This window comes from Okeanomitos corallinicola TIOX110 (genome assembly GCF_038050375.1).
Lineage (GTDB): Bacteria > Cyanobacteriota > Cyanobacteriia > Cyanobacteriales > Nostocaceae > Okeanomitos > Okeanomitos corallinicola.
Genome location: NZ_CP150886.1, coordinates 3637412 through 3658039, shown reverse-complemented (window position 1 = coordinate 3658039; position 20628 = coordinate 3637412). Strand labels below are relative to the sequence as shown.

Annotated in this window: 18 protein-coding genes; 12 read left to right on the top strand and 6 right to left on the bottom strand. The window is 37.8% G+C overall.

Annotated elements, in window-relative coordinates; all coding sequences use genetic code 11:
* Positions 1–116: 116 nt before the first annotated feature.
* The 3 genes from WJM97_RS15965 to WJM97_RS15955 all read right to left on the bottom strand — a co-directional run bounded on the left by WJM97_RS15965 (position 117) and on the right by WJM97_RS15955 (position 3720).
* Positions 117–2045, bottom strand: coding sequence for an ABC-F family ATP-binding cassette domain-containing protein (locus tag WJM97_RS15965; protein WP_353929776.1), 1929 nt, complete (start codon positions 2043–2045; stop codon positions 117–119).
* An 83-nt stretch (positions 2046–2128) separates the two neighbouring features.
* Positions 2129–2548 (bottom strand): DUF1824 family protein, encoded by a 420-nt coding sequence (locus WJM97_RS15960; protein WP_353929775.1) that lies wholly within the window; start codon positions 2546–2548, stop codon positions 2129–2131.
* A 329-nt stretch (positions 2549–2877) separates the two neighbouring features.
* On the bottom strand, positions 2878–3720 hold the full coding sequence (locus WJM97_RS15955; protein WP_353929774.1) for a prohibitin family protein: 843 nt from the start codon (positions 3718–3720) through the stop codon (positions 2878–2880).
* Positions 3721–3952: 232 nt separating this feature from the next.
* On the opposite strand from WJM97_RS15955, the gene WJM97_RS15950 reads away from it, so the two are divergent.
* From WJM97_RS15950 to WJM97_RS15935, 4 genes are all read left to right on the top strand, one after another.
* Positions 3953–5761, top strand: coding sequence for an ABC transporter ATP-binding protein (locus WJM97_RS15950; RefSeq protein ID WP_353933187.1), 1809 nt, complete (start codon positions 3953–3955; stop codon positions 5759–5761).
* Between the two features lie 48 nt (positions 5762–5809).
* Complete coding sequence (locus WJM97_RS15945; RefSeq protein ID WP_353933186.1) at positions 5810–6238, top strand: hypothetical protein; 429 nt, start codon at positions 5810–5812, stop codon at positions 6236–6238.
* Between the two features lie 167 nt (positions 6239–6405).
* Positions 6406–6972, top strand: coding sequence for a hypothetical protein (locus tag WJM97_RS15940; RefSeq protein WP_353929773.1), 567 nt, complete (start codon positions 6406–6408; stop codon positions 6970–6972).
* 126 nt (positions 6973–7098) lie between these two features.
* Positions 7099–8130 carry a Gfo/Idh/MocA family oxidoreductase gene (locus tag WJM97_RS15935; RefSeq protein WP_353929772.1) on the top strand — a complete coding sequence of 344 codons (1032 nt, stop codon included), beginning with the start codon at positions 7099–7101 and terminating at the stop codon, positions 8128–8130.
* Between the two features lie 113 nt (positions 8131–8243).
* On the opposite strand, the gene WJM97_RS15930 is transcribed toward WJM97_RS15935, so the two are convergent.
* The gene (locus WJM97_RS15930) at positions 8244–9428 is read right to left on the bottom strand and encodes a Gfo/Idh/MocA family oxidoreductase (RefSeq protein ID WP_353929771.1); all 1185 of its coding nucleotides are present in this window, start codon (positions 9426–9428) and stop codon (positions 8244–8246) included.
* A gap of 104 nt (positions 9429–9532) precedes the next feature.
* Positions 9533–10420 (bottom strand): alpha/beta hydrolase, encoded by an 888-nt coding sequence (locus tag WJM97_RS15925; protein WP_353929770.1) that lies wholly within the window; start codon positions 10418–10420, stop codon positions 9533–9535.
* 119 nt (positions 10421–10539) lie between these two features.
* Here WJM97_RS15925 and WJM97_RS15920 point away from each other — a divergent pair, with 119 nt between their 5' ends.
* From WJM97_RS15920 to WJM97_RS15900, 5 genes are all read left to right on the top strand, one after another.
* A complete protein-coding gene (locus WJM97_RS15920; RefSeq protein ID WP_353929769.1) occupies positions 10540–10851 on the top strand; it encodes a carbon dioxide-concentrating mechanism protein CcmK in 312 nt (103 codons plus the stop codon).
* A gap of 82 nt (positions 10852–10933) precedes the next feature.
* Complete coding sequence (locus WJM97_RS15915; RefSeq protein WP_353929768.1) at positions 10934–11284, top strand: carbon dioxide-concentrating mechanism protein CcmK; 351 nt, start codon at positions 10934–10936, stop codon at positions 11282–11284.
* A gap of 757 nt (positions 11285–12041) precedes the next feature.
* Positions 12042–13229, top strand: coding sequence for a HetZ-related protein 2 (locus WJM97_RS15910; RefSeq protein ID WP_353929767.1), 1188 nt, complete (start codon positions 12042–12044; stop codon positions 13227–13229).
* Positions 13230–13536: 307 nt separating this feature from the next.
* Positions 13537–14220, top strand: coding sequence for a Crp/Fnr family transcriptional regulator (locus WJM97_RS15905; protein ID WP_353929766.1), 684 nt, complete (start codon positions 13537–13539; stop codon positions 14218–14220).
* Positions 14221–14335: 115 nt separating this feature from the next.
* A complete protein-coding gene (locus tag WJM97_RS15900) occupies positions 14336–16129 on the top strand; it encodes a M61 family metallopeptidase (RefSeq protein ID WP_353929765.1) in 1794 nt (597 codons plus the stop codon).
* A 97-nt stretch (positions 16130–16226) separates the two neighbouring features.
* Here WJM97_RS15900 and WJM97_RS15895 read toward each other — a convergent pair whose 3' ends face one another.
* Complete coding sequence (locus WJM97_RS15895) at positions 16227–16964, bottom strand: 2-phosphosulfolactate phosphatase family protein (protein WP_353929764.1); 738 nt, start codon at positions 16962–16964, stop codon at positions 16227–16229.
* Positions 16965–17286: 322 nt separating this feature from the next.
* Between WJM97_RS15895 and WJM97_RS15890 the strand changes: the two genes are divergently transcribed.
* The 3 genes from WJM97_RS15890 (at position 17287) to WJM97_RS15880 (ending at position 20237) form a co-directional block, all read left to right on the top strand.
* A complete protein-coding gene (locus WJM97_RS15890; RefSeq protein ID WP_353929763.1) occupies positions 17287–17622 on the top strand; it encodes a DUF6825 family protein in 336 nt (111 codons plus the stop codon).
* Positions 17623–17786: 164 nt separating this feature from the next.
* Positions 17787–19472 (top strand): AarF/ABC1/UbiB kinase family protein, encoded by a 1686-nt coding sequence (locus tag WJM97_RS15885; protein ID WP_353933185.1) that lies wholly within the window; start codon positions 17787–17789, stop codon positions 19470–19472.
* An 18-nt stretch (positions 19473–19490) separates the two neighbouring features.
* A complete protein-coding gene (locus WJM97_RS15880) occupies positions 19491–20237 on the top strand; it encodes a protein phosphatase 2C domain-containing protein (RefSeq protein WP_353929762.1) in 747 nt (248 codons plus the stop codon).
* Positions 20238–20628 lie beyond the last annotated feature (391 nt).

The following is a 20628-nucleotide window of genomic DNA, read 5'->3' as shown; positions in this document are numbered from 1 at the left end:
GCATTGGGAGACTCTAAACGGACATGGAGGGACGGTAAGACCACTTGTGGCGCATCCCAGCGAAGTGTCAAGGAATCCTCGCTCCTTTAGGACGAGGAGGTATGTCAATTCTTCATTTAAGAATCCATTTCCGCTAATTCTAACCAGCGTTCTGTAGCTGCATCCACAGCTTGCTTGAGTGCTTCTACCTGTTCATATAACTTTTGCACTTGGGTATAATTGCCTGGAGAAACATTCAGTAGTTCTTTTTCCACTGCTGCTTTTTCTGCTTCTAACTGGGCAATTTTACCTTCTAACTGCTCAAATTCTTTTGTTTCCCAATTAGATAAGCGACGACGTTTTTTAGGTTCTACTTCTGAAGAATTGGATTTTTCCTCAGTATTATTTTTGGGTTTTTCTTGGGTAGTAGCTGCTTCCTGTTGTTGTGCTGCTTCTTCTGCTTTTTTATAATCTAAATAAACCGAATAATTGCCAGGATATTGTCTTAAATTTCCACCCTCTTCTAATGCAAAAATAGTATCCACAGTTCGGTCTAAAAAATACCGATCATGGGAAACTACAATTACAGAACCAGAAAAATCTTCTAAATAATCTTCTAAAACCGCTAGTGTTTGTACATCTAAATCATTTGTAGGTTCATCTAAAATCAAAACATTCGGCGCACTAATTAGCAAACGCAACAAAAATAACCTCCGTTTTTCTCCCCCAGAAAGTTTATTAATAGGTGCATATTGCTGACTTCCAGGAAATAAAAATCTCTCTAACATTTGGGAAGCGGTAATCTTTGTGCCATCAGCGATATTGATAAATTCCCCTTCTTCTTTAATGTAGTCAATCACGCGCTGATCTTCATTAACTGCTGATAGCAATTCTTCAGAATGTTGATCAAAATAAGCAATGTGAATAGTGCTACCAATTTCTACAGTCCCAGAATCTGGTTGAATTAATCCGGTGATAATATTCATTAAAGTTGATTTACCAGCACCATTCCCACCAATAATTCCTATTCTATCTTCAGGACTAAATTCGTAGGTAAAGTCATTAATTAAAGTTCTGTTGTTATAGGCTTTGGTAATATTATTCAGTTCAATAACTTTTTTACCTATTCTCCGGCCAACTGTAGAAATATCAACTTTACCCTGAGTTTGTTTAAACTCAGTTTCTCTCATAGCTTCGATGCGTTGGATTCTCGCTTTTTGTTTGGTGCTTCTGGCTTTTGGCCCTCTTTTTAACCATTCTAATTCTCGACGTAATACACCTTGATGTTTCTGTTGACTACTCACAGCAGATTCTTCTGCTAAAGCTTTCTTTTCTAAATAATAAGAATAATTGCCAGAATAACTGAAAATATCACCACGATCAATTTCGATAATTCTATTAGTTACTTTATCCAAAAAATAACGGTCGTGAGTAATTAAAAATAATGCTCCGCGAAAGCGGTTTAAGTAACTTTGTAACCATTCCACAGATAAAGCATCCAGATGGTTTGTAGGTTCATCCATTAGTAATACATCTGGTTCAGCTAATAAAGCTGTTGCTAGTGCAATACGTTTTCGATAACCTCCTGATAAAGTGCCAACTTTCACATCAAAGTCGGTAATTCCTAATTGAGTAAGAATGATTTTAGCATTAGTTTCTAAGTCCCATGCACCGGTTGAGTCCATGCGCTGCATCACATTAGATAAACGGGACATTAACACACTATCTTCAGGATAATGAGCTAATTTATCAGTGAGTTCTTCATATTCTCTTACTAAAGTTGTGTGTTCACCACTATCAGCAAATATCTGTTCTAAAACTGTGAGATTTTCGACGATATCTGGTTGTTGAGGTAAATAGATAATCTTAGCACCGGAGTTAGTTAAAATTTGTCCGCTATCAATTGATTCTAGTCCCGCTATCATTTTTAATAGGGTAGATTTACCAGAACCATTAGTACCAATTAAACCAACTTTATCGTTAGTATCAATACTAAATGTGGCATCTTTTAAAATTTCTTTGATCCCAAAATCTTTTTTAACTGATTGTAGTGTAATAATACTCATAAAATTTTCTTAATTTATTAATTGGTGATTGGTGATTGGGAAAAACAGTTTTCTGTCACCTGTCACCTGTCACCTATTCTTTCTTATCCCACAAATAAGTCTAAGGGTAAATGTCCATACATTTCATTTACTCCCCCTTCTTTGTAGGATTGACAAGAAACCAATACACCACGATGATGACCGGCATAGGAATCTAAATAACATAGTCCATTTTTACCGTTTAGTTTGATGTAAACTGGACCCTCTGGCTGTGGTAAGTTATCTGGGGCTTGATAACCAAAAGCGTGAGAAAAGGTTTTCATGGCTAAAATTCCCTCTTCTGCTGTATCTGCACAAATACCTAAAATTTGGTAGTCAGAGAGTTTAGTCAGTAAAATTATAGCCTGACGAGTTAGGGCTTTTTCTAGTGGCTTGAGGATTGGAGCTATGTCTAAACAGTTGAATTTGTTGAGGATTTTCTTAGCTTCGGAAACGGTAAGGGTGGTGCTGTTGGAAGTTGACATAGGGCTATTTGATTTGTAAATTTACTGGTGTAGACAGGCAAAAAGCAACAGAAGATGGGTAGATGATAGATGGTTAAGATAGACCTAACTAAAGTAGAAATTAAATAGTCATTCCAGATATTGTGTGGACTGTGATTGAGAGATTCAGGATATGTAGTAAAAATAAAATAAAATTTCGATTATCATACTCTATATCTTTTAAAAAATCTTCCATTTGCTGTTTCTTGATGTGATGATTATTTTTAATTAAGTATGGGTTTGACAATGCTAAACCCACACTTACTTTTAATCCATGAATACTGTGATTGTGTATACCAATCAAATCAAATTTAGTTGGACATTTTCCCCAAGTTGAAAATGAAAGGTACGCTACTTTGAGAACCTTCACCCATAACTAACACTTTTGGCATTTGCGCGCCACCTGTTCTCCAAGCTTCGATAGCTTCTTTTTGTAAAACCAATTCTCCTCCTTGAGCTTTGAGAGTTTCTGCTAAGAGTCTTTGTGCTTCGGCTTTACCTTTGGCGCGGTTGATATCTGCTTGGGCTTCTTGTTCGGCTTCTCTAGCTATGTAGACGGCTCTTTGCGCTCGCTGTTCCGCAATTTGTTTTTCTTCCACTGCTCGCGCAAATTCTGGAGAAAATGTGAGGTCAACTACGCTCGTATCTAGTACGATTATCCCATATTTATCCAAGCGATCGCCTAATGCCTGATCAAAATCTTCTTTTAATTCAGTTCTTTTCGTAATTGCTTCTTCAACTGTGCGTTTTGCTGCTGCTATTTTAAATGCTTCCTGGGTTTGGGGTGCAATAATTTTAGAAACAATATTTTCTAGTGTACCTTGTTTTCTCCTCACTTCAACTACTTGTATAGGGTCAATCCGAAAGTTAATAGCAAATCTAGCAGTCAGATTTTGCAAATCTTTGGTAGAACTTTCGGCGGGAACTTCAAATTTTTGAACCGTTAAATCATACACATCTATCACTGAGATAAATGGTGGTTTGAGGTGAATACCTTCTGTTAAAACCCCATCTCTAGCCTTTCCTAAGATGCTTATTACTGCTGCTTGTCCAGGGTTCAGAATTACAAAGGAGTTTAAGCCCAAAATTACTAAGATAGCAGCTATTATCCCTATAATTGAAGTTTGCAAACTTGCAAATTGTTGATTTCTCAAGATTATATCTCCTAGTAGATACTGATTTTTGAGTAAAGTAACACAAAATTCCAACTGTCAGTAGTCAGTAAGAAGCTAAAAAACTAAATACTGAAATAAGCTGTTGTAAATTTTCTACTCAACTCTTCTCAATTGATCGGAAATTTAGCTTTTATTGATCACCATTTGCTTATTTCTGAATTTTAACGACGAATTTGTGGTAACATTAACTGCACAAAACCGTGAACAGCTAGTGGCTATAGGAATAAAATCTCACAAGGCATCAAGAAGGCATAGGCATTCTGGACATCCCCTGCAACGCCTGCTTAACTACGGACATAAATATCAGCGACAAATTTGGCTGGCTGTGGGTGCTTCGGTTTGCAATAAGGTTTTTGATTTAGCACCACCGGCATTAATTGGGATTGCTGTAGATGTTGTTGTCAAACAACAAGATTCTATCATTGCTCAGTTGGGTATTAAAAATATTTCTGGACAATTTGTTGTTTTATCTCTGCTTACGGTTGTTACTTGGATTTTAGAATCATTTTTTGAATATCGCTACAAGTTGTTATGGCGAAATTTGGGACAGAATATTCAGCATAATTTACGCCTGGATGCTTACAAACATCTGCAAGAGTTGGAATTAGCCTATTTTGAAGAACGTAGTACAGGCGGTTTAATGTCTATCCTGAGTGATGATGTCAACCAATTAGAGCGTTTTTTAGATGTGGGTGCAAATGATATTATTCAAGTTATTACCACGATTTTAATTGTCGGTAGCACATTTTTTATTTTAGCTCCTGGTGTGGCTTGGATGGCAATGTTACCCATGCCTTTTATTCTAGGTGGTTCGGTAGCTTTTCAAAAGTTTCTTGCGCCTCGCTATGCTGATGTCAGGGAAAAGGTAGGCTTACTAAATGGTAGATTGTCTAATAATCTGAGCGGAATTACTACTATTAAAAGTTTTACTTCCGAAGATTATGAAGCCTCAAGGGTGGAATTAGAAAGTGATGCTTATCGCTTGAGTAATGCCAAAGCAATTTCTCTTTCTGCTGCTTATATTCCCATTATTAGAACACTAATCTTAGCAGCCTTTACAATTCTCTTAGTATCTGGAGGAATGCAAGTAATTGATGGTAAATTAGCGGTAGGTGCTTATAGTTCTTTGGTATTTTTGGTACAATTATTATTGTGGCCTTTAACCAGATTAGGTGATACTTTTGACTTATATCAAAGGGCTATGGCTTCTACAAATCGGGTGATGAATTTGTTAGATACTCCAGTAGCTATTCACACAGGAAATATTAATTTACCCATTGATATGGTACGGGGGGAAGTTGAATTTAACAATGTGACTTTTGCCTATTATGAACGTCCACCAATACTTAAACATTTATCTTTATCAATTCCAGCGGGAAATACCATTGCTATTGTTGGTTCTACAGGTTCGGGTAAAAGCACTTTAGTTAAACTTTTACTGCGATTTTATGAAGCACAGCATGGTAAAATTTATCTAGATGGTGTGGATTTACAAAGTTTAAATTTAAGGGATTTACGCCGTTGTATTGGTTTGGTTAGTCAGGATGTGTTTTTGTTTCATGGTACAGTAGCCGAAAATATCGCCTACGGTACATTTGAAGCTACCAATGAAGATATTATCACGGCTGCAAAAGTGGCAGAAGCAGATGATTTTATTATGGGTTTGCCCCAAGGTTATGAGACAATTGTGGGAGAGAGGGGGCAAAAATTATCTGGGGGACAAAAACAACGCATAGCTATAGCTCGTGCAGTTCTCAAAAATCCACCGATTCTAATTTTGGATGAAGCGACATCCGCAGTAGATAATGAGACAGAAGCTGCTATTCAACGTTCTTTAGAAAGGATAACAGTAAATCGGACAACTATTGCGATCGCGCATCGTCTCTCTACCATCCGTAATGCTGATTGTATTTATGTGATGGAACATGGAGAATTAATAGAGTCAGGAACTCACGAACAACTACTAGAAAAAAATGGTGTTTACTCCAGCCTCTGGCGTGTACAATCTGGGTTAAAATAGAAATAGAGAAAATAAAAATTACGAATTAAGAATTACAAATTACCAATTATTATGTTTAGTAGTGGCAAAACAGAAGAAGGGGATACCAAATGGCGGCGACAAATAGATAGATTTGTCAAAGAAAATCAACAGGAAGTAGCTGCTTTATTTTGGGGTTTATGGTTAGAAAATGGCAATAGCAAAGGTACTATCGGCATAGATTTACAACCCCAGCCCCATTTTGTTTATTGTCCCCAAATTGAAATCGAAAAATTAAATGATCGAGTTGAAAACCGACTCCAAGAAATTCTCGGTATTATTGATAATAATAACCCAGAAATAGAAGTAGTGATGATTGGAATTGGTAAAGGAGAAATTAAATTAATTCAATTTGCACCAGAACCAACACCAAAGGTATGTTTTGAACAAATTGGTAAAGATGTAAATAGTCTCTTAGAATTTTTAGAAGCGAAAATGAAACCAGAAATAACAGGTTAAACAAAACATCTAAAACATCTGCGTTTATCTACGTCCATCTGCGTTTAATTTCTCAAGTCCCAAAAAAGCAATTATTAATTCGACATCAGGATTTACTCCACCTGTAAATTTGGGGATTTGTACCATCCAGCAATTATTTATCAGTACAGCATAATTTAAAGGAAATCATGGCTAAGAAACGTCTCACTGATTTATTACAAGAAGAAACTCAAAAATTTACACCATCTCCCGTTGAACCTGCAATTGACGTGACTGCTGAGAAAGTCATAGAATCTGATGTATCTCAAGATGAAGAAGTTACAGCAAAAACAACATCTACAGATTCAAGCACTCCCACTAAATCAGACTTAGAATTCACAATTGAAGATTTACAAGCAACTCTAGAACAACACCAAAATCAAGAAGTTGATTTACAACAGGAAATCTCTGAATTAAAAACAGCTTTATCTGAACAAAAAACCTTAGCTGAAAGATTAGCTAAAGAACTTTATGAAACTAAAAAAACAGCCTTACAATTAGCAGAATCTAATTCTCAACTAATTGCAGAAATGAAAGATATCAAAAACAAACCTGTTCCAGAACCAACAAAAGAAATAGCTAAACCACCTGTTAAAGAAAGCTCAAAATCTATAATAATCAATCCCCACAAATCCTACAGACCAGCACCAAGGGTAGTGATTAAATCAAACACAAGCAATGATGAATTTAAGGATAAAACCTGGTTATTTGATTAGATGTTTAACATGATTCATTAACACCTTGCAATTTATTTAGTGTAGTAAAAATGTAGTTTTAAATGAGCAAGAGAGAATGAATCAAGCATGGTATGATTGGGCTGGTCGTGTATCAGAGAAATTTTCATGAATTCAGATATTCAAAACATAAGATGGGGGATTCTCGGTACTGGTAAAATTGCTCAAAATTTTGCTTGTAGTTTGGCAGAAATTAATAGTGCAGTCAAACAATCTGTAGTTTCTAGAAATCCCGATCATGCAGTCTGGTTCTCCCAAAAATTCGGCTTTACTCATGCACATCGAACCCTAGATGAATTTTTTAACGATCCAGAAATTGACGTAATTTACATTGCTACGCCTACAAATTTACATTATGAACACTGCCTCCAAGCCCTAAATAGCGGCAAAGCTATTCTTTGCGAAAAACCATTTACTCGTTCATGGGAAGAAGCATCCCAAGTAGTAGAAAAAGCCCGCTCTTGTGGTCTATTTTGTATGGAAGCGATGTGGATGCGGTTTAATCCGTTTATCCAAGAATGCAGAAAACTGATTCAAGATCAGCATATTGGAAAAGTCTGTTCCGTGAACATAGGAATCGGCTACCAAAAGGATTTATCAAAGCTAGGACAACCAGAAGATGGACATGGGGCAATGCTTGGTTTTGGCTGTTATGCTCTGAGCCTAGCTTTCTTCTTATTTGGTGAACCGCAAAATTATCAATGTCAGTTAATTTGCACAGATGCAGGAGTTGATGTTAATTGTGCAGTAATCCTCATTTATCCACATCATACTGTTTCTATCAGTATCAGTATCAACACCACAAACTCTAATGATGTTCATATTTTTGGTACAGATGGAAGTATTTACATCCCATCACCATTTATAGATGCAACAGATATGCGGGTGTTGAGCAACAAAAGTCCAAGAATGGGATTAACACAGCGAATTGGCCGGAAGTTAACAAGGATAGCCAAACCCATCACCAGTTTATTACCACAATCTACCAATCCTGCCAGCATCGGCCTGATCAGAGAAGCCGAAGAAACCATGCGTTGTTTGCGTTTAGGGTTAAAAGAAAGTCCAGTCATGCCTCTCAATGAATCACTATTAATTCATCAACTGCTGGACAAAATTAAATCATCAGCGGTGCTGAATTGAAGTATGAAATTGAAAAATCAAAAAATGAAACTCTTACTCTCCGCGCCTCTGCGTGAAAAAAAATCATACTCTTAATCAGCAACGCCAAATCATCATAGTCACCGAAAACAACTTTATATCAAAGGCTCAATAGCGGGAAAAGTGGTTTCAATTTCTTTGTGATAGTTAAATTTTTGCGGATATTGGAGACATTCAATCAATTCAACAATATGAAGTCCTAACTCGCCAGATAGACGATGGGGTTGATTATTCTTGATTGCATCCAACATATCCTGTGGACCTCGGAAGAAATCAACAAACTTGAGCGACCCAGCAGGCTGAAATGATTTACCTTTAAGCATTGGATACCGTTGATAATAACCCAAGTTACCAGTTGGTATTTTCAAGCGTTTGGCTGCATACTCCAGCTTTGCCTGGATCTTAATTTGTAGCCGCTCGACAAGTTGAAGATTTTCATAATCGGTATCTCTGTGAATTAACACAGATTCTTGATCATTACGTAAATAAGGAACAAAGAGAACTCCATCATCCCCAATCACCGTGAGAGATTTATCCTTAGGAGCAACTAATCCCGCCGTCACTCTGGCAACAACACCGTCATTATACTCAAGACAGCCAACGGAAAAATCTGGTGCCATCTGATCAACTGGAATTCCCTTATCTGGTATTTGGCAAGAAGAAAATGCTGTTACTCTTTGTGCTGGTCCAAAAAAGGCAGCCAACCAGGTGAGAAAGTAACCTGCGTGTTCATAGGTACAACCTATTTCAAATTCATCCTTGGCAGGCCAATAAGCCCCGGATTTAGTTTGCCATGACCAAGGTTTCATCTTGGGAGCAATCATGCCATCGTCGAAGTTGGCATAAACTAATCGCACTTTGCCAATAGCCCCCTCTCTGATAGCTTTCCAAAGGGTTTGGGCTGTGTCACTTAATACACTACAGGGAGCGCAACCCAGTCTGACATTTTTTTCTCTGGCCATATCTATGAGAAGACGTGCTTCCTTCATATCCATTCCCAGCGGTTTCTCAGTATAAACGTGTTTATTGGCGTTAATAGCAGCAGCAGACACAGAGAAATGACTTCTAGGATTGGTCAGGTTCAGGATCATTTCCACTGATGAGTCCGCCATCACCGCTTCTAATGTTGGATAAGCCTGGAGAGAGAAATACTGACAAAACTCATCTCTTCGATGGGGATTCTGATCAAAAGCTCCCTGAACAATAAATTCGGGATGGGATTTGATGTTGTTTAGATACTGATCAGCAACATAACCACATCCAATAATGGCAATTCTCATCGGATTTAGAATTATAATTATGACAAAATTAACATTTCCCGACTTAGAAATACGGGGATTCTTGATTTAATACTCGCCGTTAGACGACAGGATAACTAAAAATATTAACTCAGCACTGAGTTAATGTATTGTGCTGTAATTTCCGCTTTTTCCACATGGGGAATATGTCCACAATCTTTAATCCAAATTAGTTGACTTTGGGGGATTGCTTTGTGAAATTTTGGCGCATCCTTAGTTCCGAGAATTTTGTCATGATCACCCCACAAAATTAGGGTAGGTTGTTGAATATTTGCTAATTGTTTTAATTGATAAGCTGAGTAACCACCGCTTTTAGTAAAAGCAATTAAAGATTTATCCCAGTCAGGCATTTTTAGATGTAACTCTGCACAAAGTAACCCATCTGGGGAAACCAAAGATTTGTCATAATACGCAGAACGACAAATACGCTCCCTTACCTTGGAATTACGTAAAAATTCTGCTGCTAAATTATATAATTGGGGCAACATCAATTTACTTAACGCCGAACCACCTTTTAACCCTGCACTATCAATTAAAATAAGTTTTTGCACTACTTCCGGGTATGTAAGAGTAAAATCAATTACTGCCGCACCACCCATAGAAGCACCTACCAAAATTACTGGTTGGTTAATTAGGGTTTTCCAAAAATAGTATAAATGGGTTTTAATGGCCAAAGGATTATAAGCTACATCTGGCTGTCTATCTGTAAAACCAAAGCCCAGCAAATCCACTGCCCAAACCTGATTTTTTTCTGCTAACAAAGGTATAAGTCGGCGAAACTCCAACACCGAACTATCAAAACCATGCACTAATAAAATCGGAATACCTCCACTACCTTCATGTACGTAAGTAGTGGAAATTGGTTCAGGACTCAAAGGTGTAGCAATTCCTTGACTTTGGATACTTTGGGCCAAGGCAATAGAAGTGGGTTCTGTCAACCCCCCGACGGCAGCGGGTAAAAAACTTGGAAACATAAAAATTAGTGTACATGATCTGGAATACCCATCAGCAAAAAGAAAATCTTGCCAAATGACAAAATGAGTACCAAAGCCTCGTACAATATATATCACCCTGATTTGAGGAGAATCAAGCCATGCCAATGGCGGTTGGCGTAATCGAAACTTTAGGCTTTCCCTGTGTACTCGCAGCCGCAGACGCAATGGTTAAATCTGCCGCTGTCACCATCGTCTACTATGGCATCGCAGAAAGCGGACGCTTGTTAGTAGCAGTGAGGGGTCGTGTCTCGGAAGTTAACAGGGCAATGGAAGCAGGAATAACTTCTGGAGAGGAAGTTTATGGTGGTCAAGTAATCACCCATTATATAGTTCCCAATCCTCCAGAAAATATAGAAGTAATTCTACCTATCCACTTCACTTCTAAATCTGAACCTTTCCGGATCTTCTAAACAAGTTGTCCTACAAAGTTGGTCTTACAGCTTTGTCAAATTAACTTGTAGCCAATAATTTTATTTATAAAGGAGCTTAGTAATGTCACTACAAGCAGTTGGATCGTTAGAAACAAAGGGTTTTCCCGCAGTATTAGCAGCAGCAGACGCAATGGTAAAAGCTGGCCGAGTTACCCTAGTAGGTTACATCAGAGTTGGTAGTGCCAGGTTTACCGTAAATATTCGTGGTGATGTTTCTGAAGTGAAAACTGCTATGGCTGCTGGTGTAGAAGCAGTAGAAAACGTACATGGTGGTACTCTAGAATCCTGGGTGATCATTCCCCGTCCCCATGAAAACGTAGAGGCAGTTCTTCCTATTGCTTACACGGATCAAGTTCAGCAGTATCGTGACTCTGTAGAAAATCCAGTGATTAGATCAGCCAACGTCAGATAAATTCAACTTTCCAGCAGTACAGGTGATAGGTAACAGGCTTAAATGTGAGTATGAACTGCATAGTTAGAGGTATTATGGTGATTTTTACCTAATGACTGGTTGTTTTCCTCCCGTCCTACAACCTGCACTCTGTGACTGATAAAAAATAAAAAATGATTCACCAAATCATCAACTTATGATTTAATCACTCAAATAGTTAACAATAATTACTGTATCTAAGTGATCTCTGTCACAGTAAGTACATTACCTATTTATAGTAATATTCTGAATACTGAATTAGTTAGGAGATTTCTGAGTTCACCAAATTAGCTCCTCAGCTACTTGGGAAAATGCTTTTTGATAGAAAATCAAAACAGGTTGTTAATTTTATCTGTTAAATTTCTTGAATTACGATAAATTAGGGGATCTCATTGTGCTATCAAATATGCGCTTATATAAAGTAATGCAGGGTCAATTTTTTTAGTCTATCTTCCTATTATCTAATAAATGTCAAGACTTGTAAACAAGTTTGAGGCAAATAATTACAAAAACTTGAAACTAACACAGGTAAACATCCGTCAAAAGTAAAGATTAATCAAAGCAAATCATTTTTACCTTTTTAGCCTGAGATGAAAAAGGCAAAAGACTTCAACTAAAAATTCATTAATTATTTCAGTCAAGCACAACTTAATAAAGAATTTTCAGTATCAAAATTTTTTGATAAGTCATGCGAGATAGATTTTGAAAGCAAAACTACTAGTTTATTATTTACGTTGGTATGGGGGTTGTGATGCAAACTTTAAATCGGAGTTTCGAGGAGCGCAATCTCATTATGGGAAAAGATGAGGCAAACCTAGCCCAATATTGGCAAAAACGACTTGAGGCTGAATGCCCAGAACAAAGTGAGGCAGCTAGACAGAGTATCATACTTTGGTTATTGGGCTTAGACTCAACCAGACTTTCTCAACTCAACCCCAAAGAGTTAGAAGTTGCTAAACAAGCAATGGAATATCGCTGGCGAATCTTACGACAACGATACTTAGGAATGGGACGAGATCGGGCATATCGTAACCTAATCAGTCGGTTAGGCAGCGTAATTACACTGAGAAATAAAATTCAGACTTGGATTTCCCTCAGCCGCGATCGCCAACGCAGTGTAATTGATGTCTTGCAAGAGCTACTTCAAGAACTGCTGCAAAGCGATTCATACATGAAACAGCAGATGTCAGATATATCAGCAATTAGTCAAGATCGAAGATTGCAAGACACCTTACTCTTTGCCAGCATTGAAGAATATTGTTTGCGTCCAGTACGTAACCAGCCTTTATTAGCGTATCGTTTTGTCAACTACCTGCGGCGGATTCAGCGTGGTGGTTTAACCCAAGTTCCAGTGAACGACTTAATTAGACTGGTTTCTGACGAAGTTCTTTCAGACGACACAGATAATCCACTGAACTTAGTTGACAATCAAGCGATCGCTGAATATCAAGAAGCACAACAATTAGAGGAACAACAATCCCTGCGTCAAGCAGTCAACCAGGAATTTGAAGAATACCTATTGCAAAACTTAGGACAACAGGCAGTAGACTGGCTCAAACTATACCTACAAGGTAAACCCCAAGAAGAAATAGCCAAAAAACTCAATAAGCCCATCAAAGAAGTGTACAGACTCAGAGAAAAAATCAGCTATCACGCCGTACGTGTATTTGCGATCAAAGGTAAACCCGAACTGGTAGATAATTGGCTGGCAACGTCCTTACAAGAACATAACTTAGGCTTAACCCAAATTCAATGGCAGCAACTAGAAGCAAAAATCACTCCTTTAGGTAAAGAGATTCTTAAACTCAGAAAAGCAGGGAATTCCATAGAAACTGTAGCTGAAAATTTACAAATCAAAACTCATCAAGTTATGGGTGAATGGACAAAAGTGTATCTAACTGCTCAAACTTTGAGAGGTAAAGAATAGCTTACGCCATGCAGCCCTATCAACATGAAGGAAACGAGGGAGAAATTTATCTTTCCCTTGCCTTTTATCTTTCATGTCTTCGGTGATTAATTAAACATAAAACCAGACATAATATTAATAGTATTGGCAAACTACTTATGACTTATGCTACTGTAGAGCCAGTGTCTAAGCTAAAACAATTTACAACAGCCATAAACAGTTAGTAAAAAAATTTACTGACTGCCAGGCCTTGTGATCAAAGTTGTTTGCCTTTTACTATCTCAAATATCCCGTATATTAAATTGAATTCATTCCTTGTGAATATTTCATGCAAACCGAGGTTTTTAGCGATATTTTCCCCTTGTTGAACACAGCCAATCCACAAACATTGGAATGGTTGATCAACGTTGCAGTTGAACACGAATACCCTGCTGGAAGAGCAGTTTTAATGGAAGATACTTGGGGTAATGCAGTCTACTTCCTAGTATCCGGGTGGGTAAAAGTCAGACGTACCAGTGGTGAAGATTCCGTAGCAATAGCAATTTTAGGTCGGGGTGACTTCTTTGGCGAAATGGCGGTTTTAGATGAATCTCCACGCTCAACGGATGTTATATCTCTTTCACCAGTTAAATTGCTCACTATATCTAGAGAACGGTTTATTCAAATACTGTTTAAAGATCCACAATTACATCATCGGATGTTACAACTAATGGTACGCCGGGTCAGGCAAATTAATATCCGCCTACAGATGAGGTCTTGCCCACCAGCGATTAAACTAGCTCACACCTTAGTTAGTTTGGCTGAAAACTATGGAAAAAATTCACCCCAAGGCAAAGAAATTTTGTATATTCCCTTTAAAGACTTAGCAGAAGTTACGGAAATTACCCTAGATGAAACTACCAAAATTATAGAAAAGCTCAACGAAAAACAATGGATAAAAATTGACACTGCGAAAAATTCCATATATATTGTGAATTTCCCACAAATGGTAAATTTAGCTAACAAATTCTAAGCTTGATTGGTACTGAGTCTTGAGTAACCATCTGCTAAAGAAATATTGACTATTGACTATTATCTATGAACTGTTGACTATAGACTAATAACCCTCCCTAGACTCGGCAGTCGTCATGAATAAAGCAACAGTAGCCCATCTAGACTCCCAAACTCAGGCAGTCCAGTCATCTATTCACTATTGGGTAGCAATGCCTCAACCAGAAACCCATCTGTTTGAGGTAACTTTGCATATTTTCAACTACCCATTATCTGTAATTAATTTGAAAATGCCAGTATGGACACCTGGTTCATACTTGGTGCGAGAATATGCCAAAAATTTACAAGATTTTGCCGCATTTGCAGGGGCTGAAACTTTATCATGGCGGAAAATTAGTAAAAATAATTGGCAAGTAGAAAAAGGAGATGCTTCTGAAGTTATCCTCCGTTACCGTGTATTTGCCAATGAGCTAACAGTACGCACCAATCATTTAGACAATACTCATGGTTACTTTAATGGTGCGGCACTATTTTTAAGAATTTTAGATTGGGAAGATCAACCCATTAATATCACTATTGTACCACCAACCCCACAATGGCAAATCACTACAGGTTTACCCTCAGTTAAAGAAGAAGTAAATACATTTATAGCCAAGGATTTTGATACTTTAGTTGATACTCCTTTTGAAATTGGTAGCCATGAAATATTTAACTTTGAGATATTAGGAAAAACCCATGAATTAGCAATTTGGGGACAGGGAAATTACCAACATGAAAAACTGCTGGAAGACTTTAGCAGAATTATTGAAGTTGAAGCAGAAATGTTTGGTGGTTTACCGTATCAACGATATGTATTTATCTTACATCTTTTGTATCAAGCCTATGGAGGATTAGAACATAAAAATTCTTGTTCCTTGATTTATCATCGCTTTGGATTTCGTAATCAAGATAAATATGAACGTTTCATTCAATTAGTAGCTCATGAATTTTTTCATCTTTGGAATGTGAAGCGAATTCGTCCCCAAGGTTTGGAGACTTTTGATTATGATCAAGAAAACTATACAGATTCTCTGTGGTTTTGTGAAGGAACTACAAGTTATTATGATTTAGTGATTCCTTTTCGGGCAGGAATTTATGATATCAAATCATATTTCAATCATCTCAATCAAGAAATTACTAAATATTTGAAAACTCCAGGACGTAAAGTCCAAATACTTTCTGAATCTAGTTTTGATGCTTGGATTAAACTATATCGCCCAGATGCTAATAGTGGTAATTCCCAAATTTCCTACTATTTAAAAGGAGAAATGGTATCACTTTTACTAGATTTATTGATTCGCTCCCTTCATCAAAATCAACGTTCATTTGATGATGTAATGGTAAAAATGTGGGAGCAATTTGGTCAGGAAGAAATTGGTTATACTGCCCAACAATTACAAGCCGTAATTGAATCTGTAGCCGGAATAGATTTAGCTGATTTCTTTAAGTGTTATATTCACAGATTAGATGATTTACCATTTAATCAATACTTGCAACCTTTTGGTATCCAATTGGTAGCAGAATATGATCAAACACCCTATTTAGGAGTGAGGATTAAAACCGAAAATGGTAAGGAAATAATTAAATTTGTAGAGATGAGTTCACCTGCACAAGCAGCAGGTATTGATGCCGGAGATGAGTTGTTAGCAATTAATGGCATGAAGGTGGGAGCAAATCAATTAAATGAGCGATTACAAGATTATCAAGCGCATGATGTGATCGAAATTGTAGTTTTCCATCAAGATGAATTACGTCAATATTCTGTTACGTTAGAGCCGCAACATCCTACTAAATATAAGTTACAAGCAGTAGAAAATCCTGATCAGACTCAGGAAGAAAACTTTTTCGGCTGGTTAGGTGTGCCATTATCAAGTATTAGATCAGGAAAATGAGGAGATTGAGAAATGGGGAGAAAATTTAATTACTAATTCTGACTCTTATAGGGGTTTAGCTCTTATAGGGATTTAGCAGTGCTAAACCCCTACTGGCTTATGTATGGCTTTTGAGAACTCCTGGTTCGTGCTGAATTGGTAAAACATCTAAAATATCGGTTTGAGAACAATATTTTAAATCTTCAAGGCATTCTAAACGCAGTAGTCGTTTACCATGACTAGCTTGGTGAAATAATCCTAGTAAGTCATTTTGCCACTGAGAATAAAGAGCGATCGCACTGGTAACTTCGTCATTACCAGTTATATCTTCTAAAGAATCGTTGCCTTGTTGCCAAATACTATGGGCGATCGCACCAGCACAAACCGTATCCTCTAAGGAAAAACTACCTTCCCACCCAGAACCAACTATCCAGACTGTTTCTGGTTGCTTTTCTAAAAGAAAGCGCACCACAGCATCTCGATTAATTAAAGCTGCGGCTAAAACAATAGGCGCATTTTCTATCCGCTGCAAAGCACGAGTACCATTAGTGGTACTAATAAATATGCGTTTTCCCTGTACTAACTCTGCGGTGCAATCTAGCGGCGAGTTCCCTAAATCAAAGCCAGCCACCTTACTACCGCCTCTTTCTCCAGCCCGTAATCGTTTTTCAGATGGCCATTGTTCGCTCACTGCTACGAGTTTATCTAAATCACTGAAAACTTGCACAGCCTCGCCTCCAGCTGCTAAAACTGTTGCCATTGTGCTAGTGGCTCGCAGGACATCGACGGCGATCGCGCATTCTGGCGCTTCCTCAGTTGGGGTTAATTCTGGAGTATGATATATAAATATCTTCACGGGCTAGATATACCTGCTCTATACTACTGACGTTATATTCTACCTATTTGATGTCACCAACTATTGATCATATCTTTACTAATACATAAATACTAAAAAACGCAAATAGCTTACATATCTGAGTTTTTGAGCTTTCGAGACTAAATATTAATTATTCTCATTAAAAATATAGAAAAAGCTGTTGTCAGTCACTATATTCTAAAAAGAATCTAAATATACAAACTAAAAATAGGGGCAGTACGGATAAACTCGTGAATGATGTTCAACATCATGGACTGAATGCAAGTTATAATTCTCTTGCGGAGCAACTTTACAAAAATTTATGAATAACTCTCCTAACCCTCTTGTGCAAGCCTTTTTTGTAGGCAGAGCAGTAGCAGAAGTAATTAACGAGCGCGTAGAAGTAGCCCTCACTGACGCTTTAAGTGAACTTGGTAAATTTGATGCTGAAGCTAGAGAGCATTTACGCCAATTTACAGATGAAGTAATAGAACGGGCTAATCGGGCTACAGCAAACTCAGAAAATGGTACAACCACAAATAGTAATAGTGGTTTTGATGGGGGTTCGATTGACTTACAAACGGAAATTGACGAACTTAGAGCAGAAATTGCCCTATTAAGAACTGAACTACAAAATTACCGCAGTACGTCAAAATAGAGGTGATTGGTGATTGGGGAAGAGGTGATTGGGTTATTAGCCTCCCCATCTCTCCATATCCCCACCCTCCCATCTCCCTACCTCACACGAATTGCTAAATTTTAGGAAGCTGAGTGTCTGCTTTGACCACTAATTCAATGAATACCCAACGGTATCACAACAATATGGAACAAGGTTATTCAGGAAAAGCTTACCGTTGGAATCGGGAAAAATACTCCAGTAAACGCCGCTTTATAGATATTTGGTCATTTGTTTTGACCTTCATGTTCAAAATTTGGCGGTATAATAAAAACTGGAGTTATCCTGGTGGTGTCACGGAAGCTAAACAAGCGGCTAGACGTAAAGCCCAAGCTATCTGGGTCAGAAACACATTTTTGGACTTAGGACCAACCTTTATTAAAGTTGGCCAATTATTCTCTACCCGTGCTGATATTTTCCCCAGTGAATATGTAGAAGAACTATCTAAGTTGCAGGATAGAGTCCCAGCATTTAGCTATGAGCAAGTAGAAACTATTCTTGAGCAAGAATTAGGTAAAAAAATCCCACAATTATTCCAGAGTTTTGAACCTGTTCCCCTGGCTGCTGCTAGTTTAGGACAGGTACACAAAGCAATTCTACATTCTGGAGAATCAGTAGTCGTCAAAGTACAACGACCAGGACTCAAGCGGCTATTTGAAATTGATCTACAAATTCTTAAAGGTATTGCCCGTTATTTTCAAAGCCATCCTAAATGGGGACAGGGCAGGGATTGGATGGGTATTTATGAAGAATGTTGTCGAATTCTTTGGGAAGAAATTGATTACCTCAATGAAGGTCGCAATGCTGATACTTTCCGGCGCAATTTTCGTAGTTTTAATTGGGTGAAAGTACCCAGAGTTTATTGGCGTTATGCTACATCTAGAATTATTACCTTAGAATATGTTCCAGGTATTAAGGTGAGTCAATATGAGGCTCTAGAGGCTGCTGGTGTAGATAGAAAAATGATTGCCCGTTATGGCGCTCAGGCATATTTACACCAATTACTCAATAATGGTTTTTTCCATGCCGATCCTCATCCTGGTAATCTGGCAGTTAGCCCCGATGGTGCTTTAATTTTCTATGATTTTGGGATGATGGGGCGCATTAAAGCCAATGTCCGTGAAGGTTTAATGGAAACTCTATTTGGTCTTGCCCAAAAAGATGGCGATCGCGTGGTCCAATCTCTGATTAATTTGGGAGCAATTCAACCAGTAGAAGACATGGGCCCAGTGCGACGTTCTGTCCAGTATATGCTGGATAACTTTATGGACAAGCCTTTTGAAGCCCAATCAGTAGCAGCCATCAGTGAAGACCTTTATGAAATAGCTTACAATCAACCATTCAGATTTCCAGCAACTTTCACTTTTGTGATGCGGGCTTTTTCTACCCTAGAAGGAGTTGGTAAAGGTTTAGACCCAGAGTTTAATTTTATGGAAGTTGCCCAGCCCTATGCAATGGAACTTATGACTAATAATAGTGGTTTAGAGGGGAATAGCATTTTGAATGAATTAAGTCGTCAAGCAGTACAAGTCAGTAATACTGCTTTGGGTTTACCACGCCGATTAGAAGATACTTTAGATAAGTTGGAACGTGGCGACATTCGGATGCGAGTCCGATCTTTAGAAACTGAACGTTTGTTACGACGGCAGAGTAATATTCAGATGGGAATGAGTTATGCTCTGATTATCAGTGGATTAACAATTTCAGCTACTATTTTACTGGTAAATGATTTTATCTGGTTAGCAGTTGTCCTTGGTTCAATTGCTGCTGTCATCTCAGTGACACTGATTCGCCTAATTTCCCGCCTTGACCGTTTTGATCATAAGTATTAATTATTGCCGAAAAAATTTATGAAACTTACCTTCACGGGTTATACCGATCCGGGACTTATTCGTTCTAATAATCAAGATGCTTACTATATAGACCCTGAAGGGCGATTTTTCATAGTGGCTGACGGTATGGGTGGTCATGCTGGTGGAGAGGAAGCCAGTCGTATTGCTACCCAAGAGATCCAATCTTATTTATCAACAAATTGGCAATCTTCTCAATCTACCAAAGAATTATTAGAACAATCTTTGTGGGCTGCCAATACAGCTATTATACAAGATCAGCAAAGCCATCCTCAACGTGCTGACATGGGAACTACTATTGTGGTAGTGGTTTTACGTTCTCAACCAGAAAAACCAGAAACACCTTTGTGCGCTCATGTGGGAGATTCACGTTTATACCGTCTGCGAGAATCAAAACTAGAGCAAATTACAGAAGACCATACTTGGATAGCTAGAGCGATTAAACTGGGTGATCTTTCCGCCCAGGAAGCTAGGTTACATCCCTATCGTCATGTCTTATCCCGTTGTTTAGGACGTGAAGACTTGGATCTTGTGGATATCCAAATATTAGATGTCAAAGTTGGCGATCGCTTACTTTTATGTAGTGATGGACTAACAGAAGAACTTGTGGAACAACAAATTCAAAGCTGTATTGAAAATTCTCCTGTACTAGATAAAGCTGCTTATGCTCTAGTTGAAGCAGCAAAGGAAGAAGGTGGACACGATAACATCACGGTTATCCTTGTTTCTGTGGATGACAATTCTTAATTGGTTTAATTGGTGGTTATTTTGATGACTGATGACTAATTACCAACAACTAATCGCAAATAAAGTAAATATACTCATCATTTTGTTCAATTTGAGCTTTTTTTCTGTTTCCAAATTGCTACAAATATCTTTAAGCCTCATCAAGTTCAATGAGAGGCTTAATTTACATAATCCAAAGAGTTAACATTTGTAAAGTTCTCAACCAATACTATTCTCATTTAGCTTTCGTCTATCAACCTTCTCCAAGTATTAACCCGACTGAATATGCAGTAAAGGTTTTGCTTGCTCTTTTTACTTTACCGAAATTAGATGAGTTAATATTGGATCAATCATCAATGATGCTTATTTTCCGTAGGTTAATTTACCTAAACCATAACTGGAAAATATGAAC

What these genes read in the sequence shown, in the direction of transcription:
- WJM97_RS15905 (WP_353929766.1), top strand. Translation starts at nt 13,537, where the DNA reads ATGCAAACCGAGGTTTTTAGCGATATTTTCCCCTTGTTGAACACAGCC.
- WJM97_RS15915 (WP_353929768.1), top strand. Translation starts at nt 10,934, where the DNA reads ATGTCACTACAAGCAGTTGGATCGTTAGAAACAAAGGGTTTTCCCGCA.
- WJM97_RS15935 (WP_353929772.1), top strand. Translation starts at nt 7,099, where the DNA reads ATGAATTCAGATATTCAAAACATAAGATGGGGGATTCTCGGTACTGGT.
- WJM97_RS15960 (WP_353929775.1), bottom strand. Translation starts at nt 2,548, where the DNA reads ATGTCAACTTCCAACAGCACCACCCTTACCGTTTCCGAAGCTAAGAAA.
- WJM97_RS15880 (WP_353929762.1), top strand. Translation starts at nt 19,491, where the DNA reads ATGAAACTTACCTTCACGGGTTATACCGATCCGGGACTTATTCGTTCT.
- WJM97_RS15885 (WP_353933185.1), top strand. Translation starts at nt 17,787, where the DNA reads ATGGAACAAGGTTATTCAGGAAAAGCTTACCGTTGGAATCGGGAAAAA.
- WJM97_RS15890 (WP_353929763.1), top strand. Translation starts at nt 17,287, where the DNA reads ATGAATAACTCTCCTAACCCTCTTGTGCAAGCCTTTTTTGTAGGCAGA.
- WJM97_RS15925 (WP_353929770.1), bottom strand. Translation starts at nt 10,420, where the DNA reads ATGTTTCCAAGTTTTTTACCCGCTGCCGTCGGGGGGTTGACAGAACCC.
- WJM97_RS15965 (WP_353929776.1), bottom strand. Translation starts at nt 2,045, where the DNA reads ATGAGTATTATTACACTACAATCAGTTAAAAAAGATTTTGGGATCAAA.
- WJM97_RS15920 (WP_353929769.1), top strand. Translation starts at nt 10,540, where the DNA reads ATGCCAATGGCGGTTGGCGTAATCGAAACTTTAGGCTTTCCCTGTGTA.
- WJM97_RS15900 (WP_353929765.1), top strand. Translation starts at nt 14,336, where the DNA reads ATGAATAAAGCAACAGTAGCCCATCTAGACTCCCAAACTCAGGCAGTC.
- WJM97_RS15910 (WP_353929767.1), top strand. Translation starts at nt 12,042, where the DNA reads ATGGGGGTTGTGATGCAAACTTTAAATCGGAGTTTCGAGGAGCGCAAT.
- WJM97_RS15940 (WP_353929773.1), top strand. Translation starts at nt 6,406, where the DNA reads ATGGCTAAGAAACGTCTCACTGATTTATTACAAGAAGAAACTCAAAAA.
- WJM97_RS15930 (WP_353929771.1), bottom strand. Translation starts at nt 9,428, where the DNA reads ATGAGAATTGCCATTATTGGATGTGGTTATGTTGCTGATCAGTATCTA.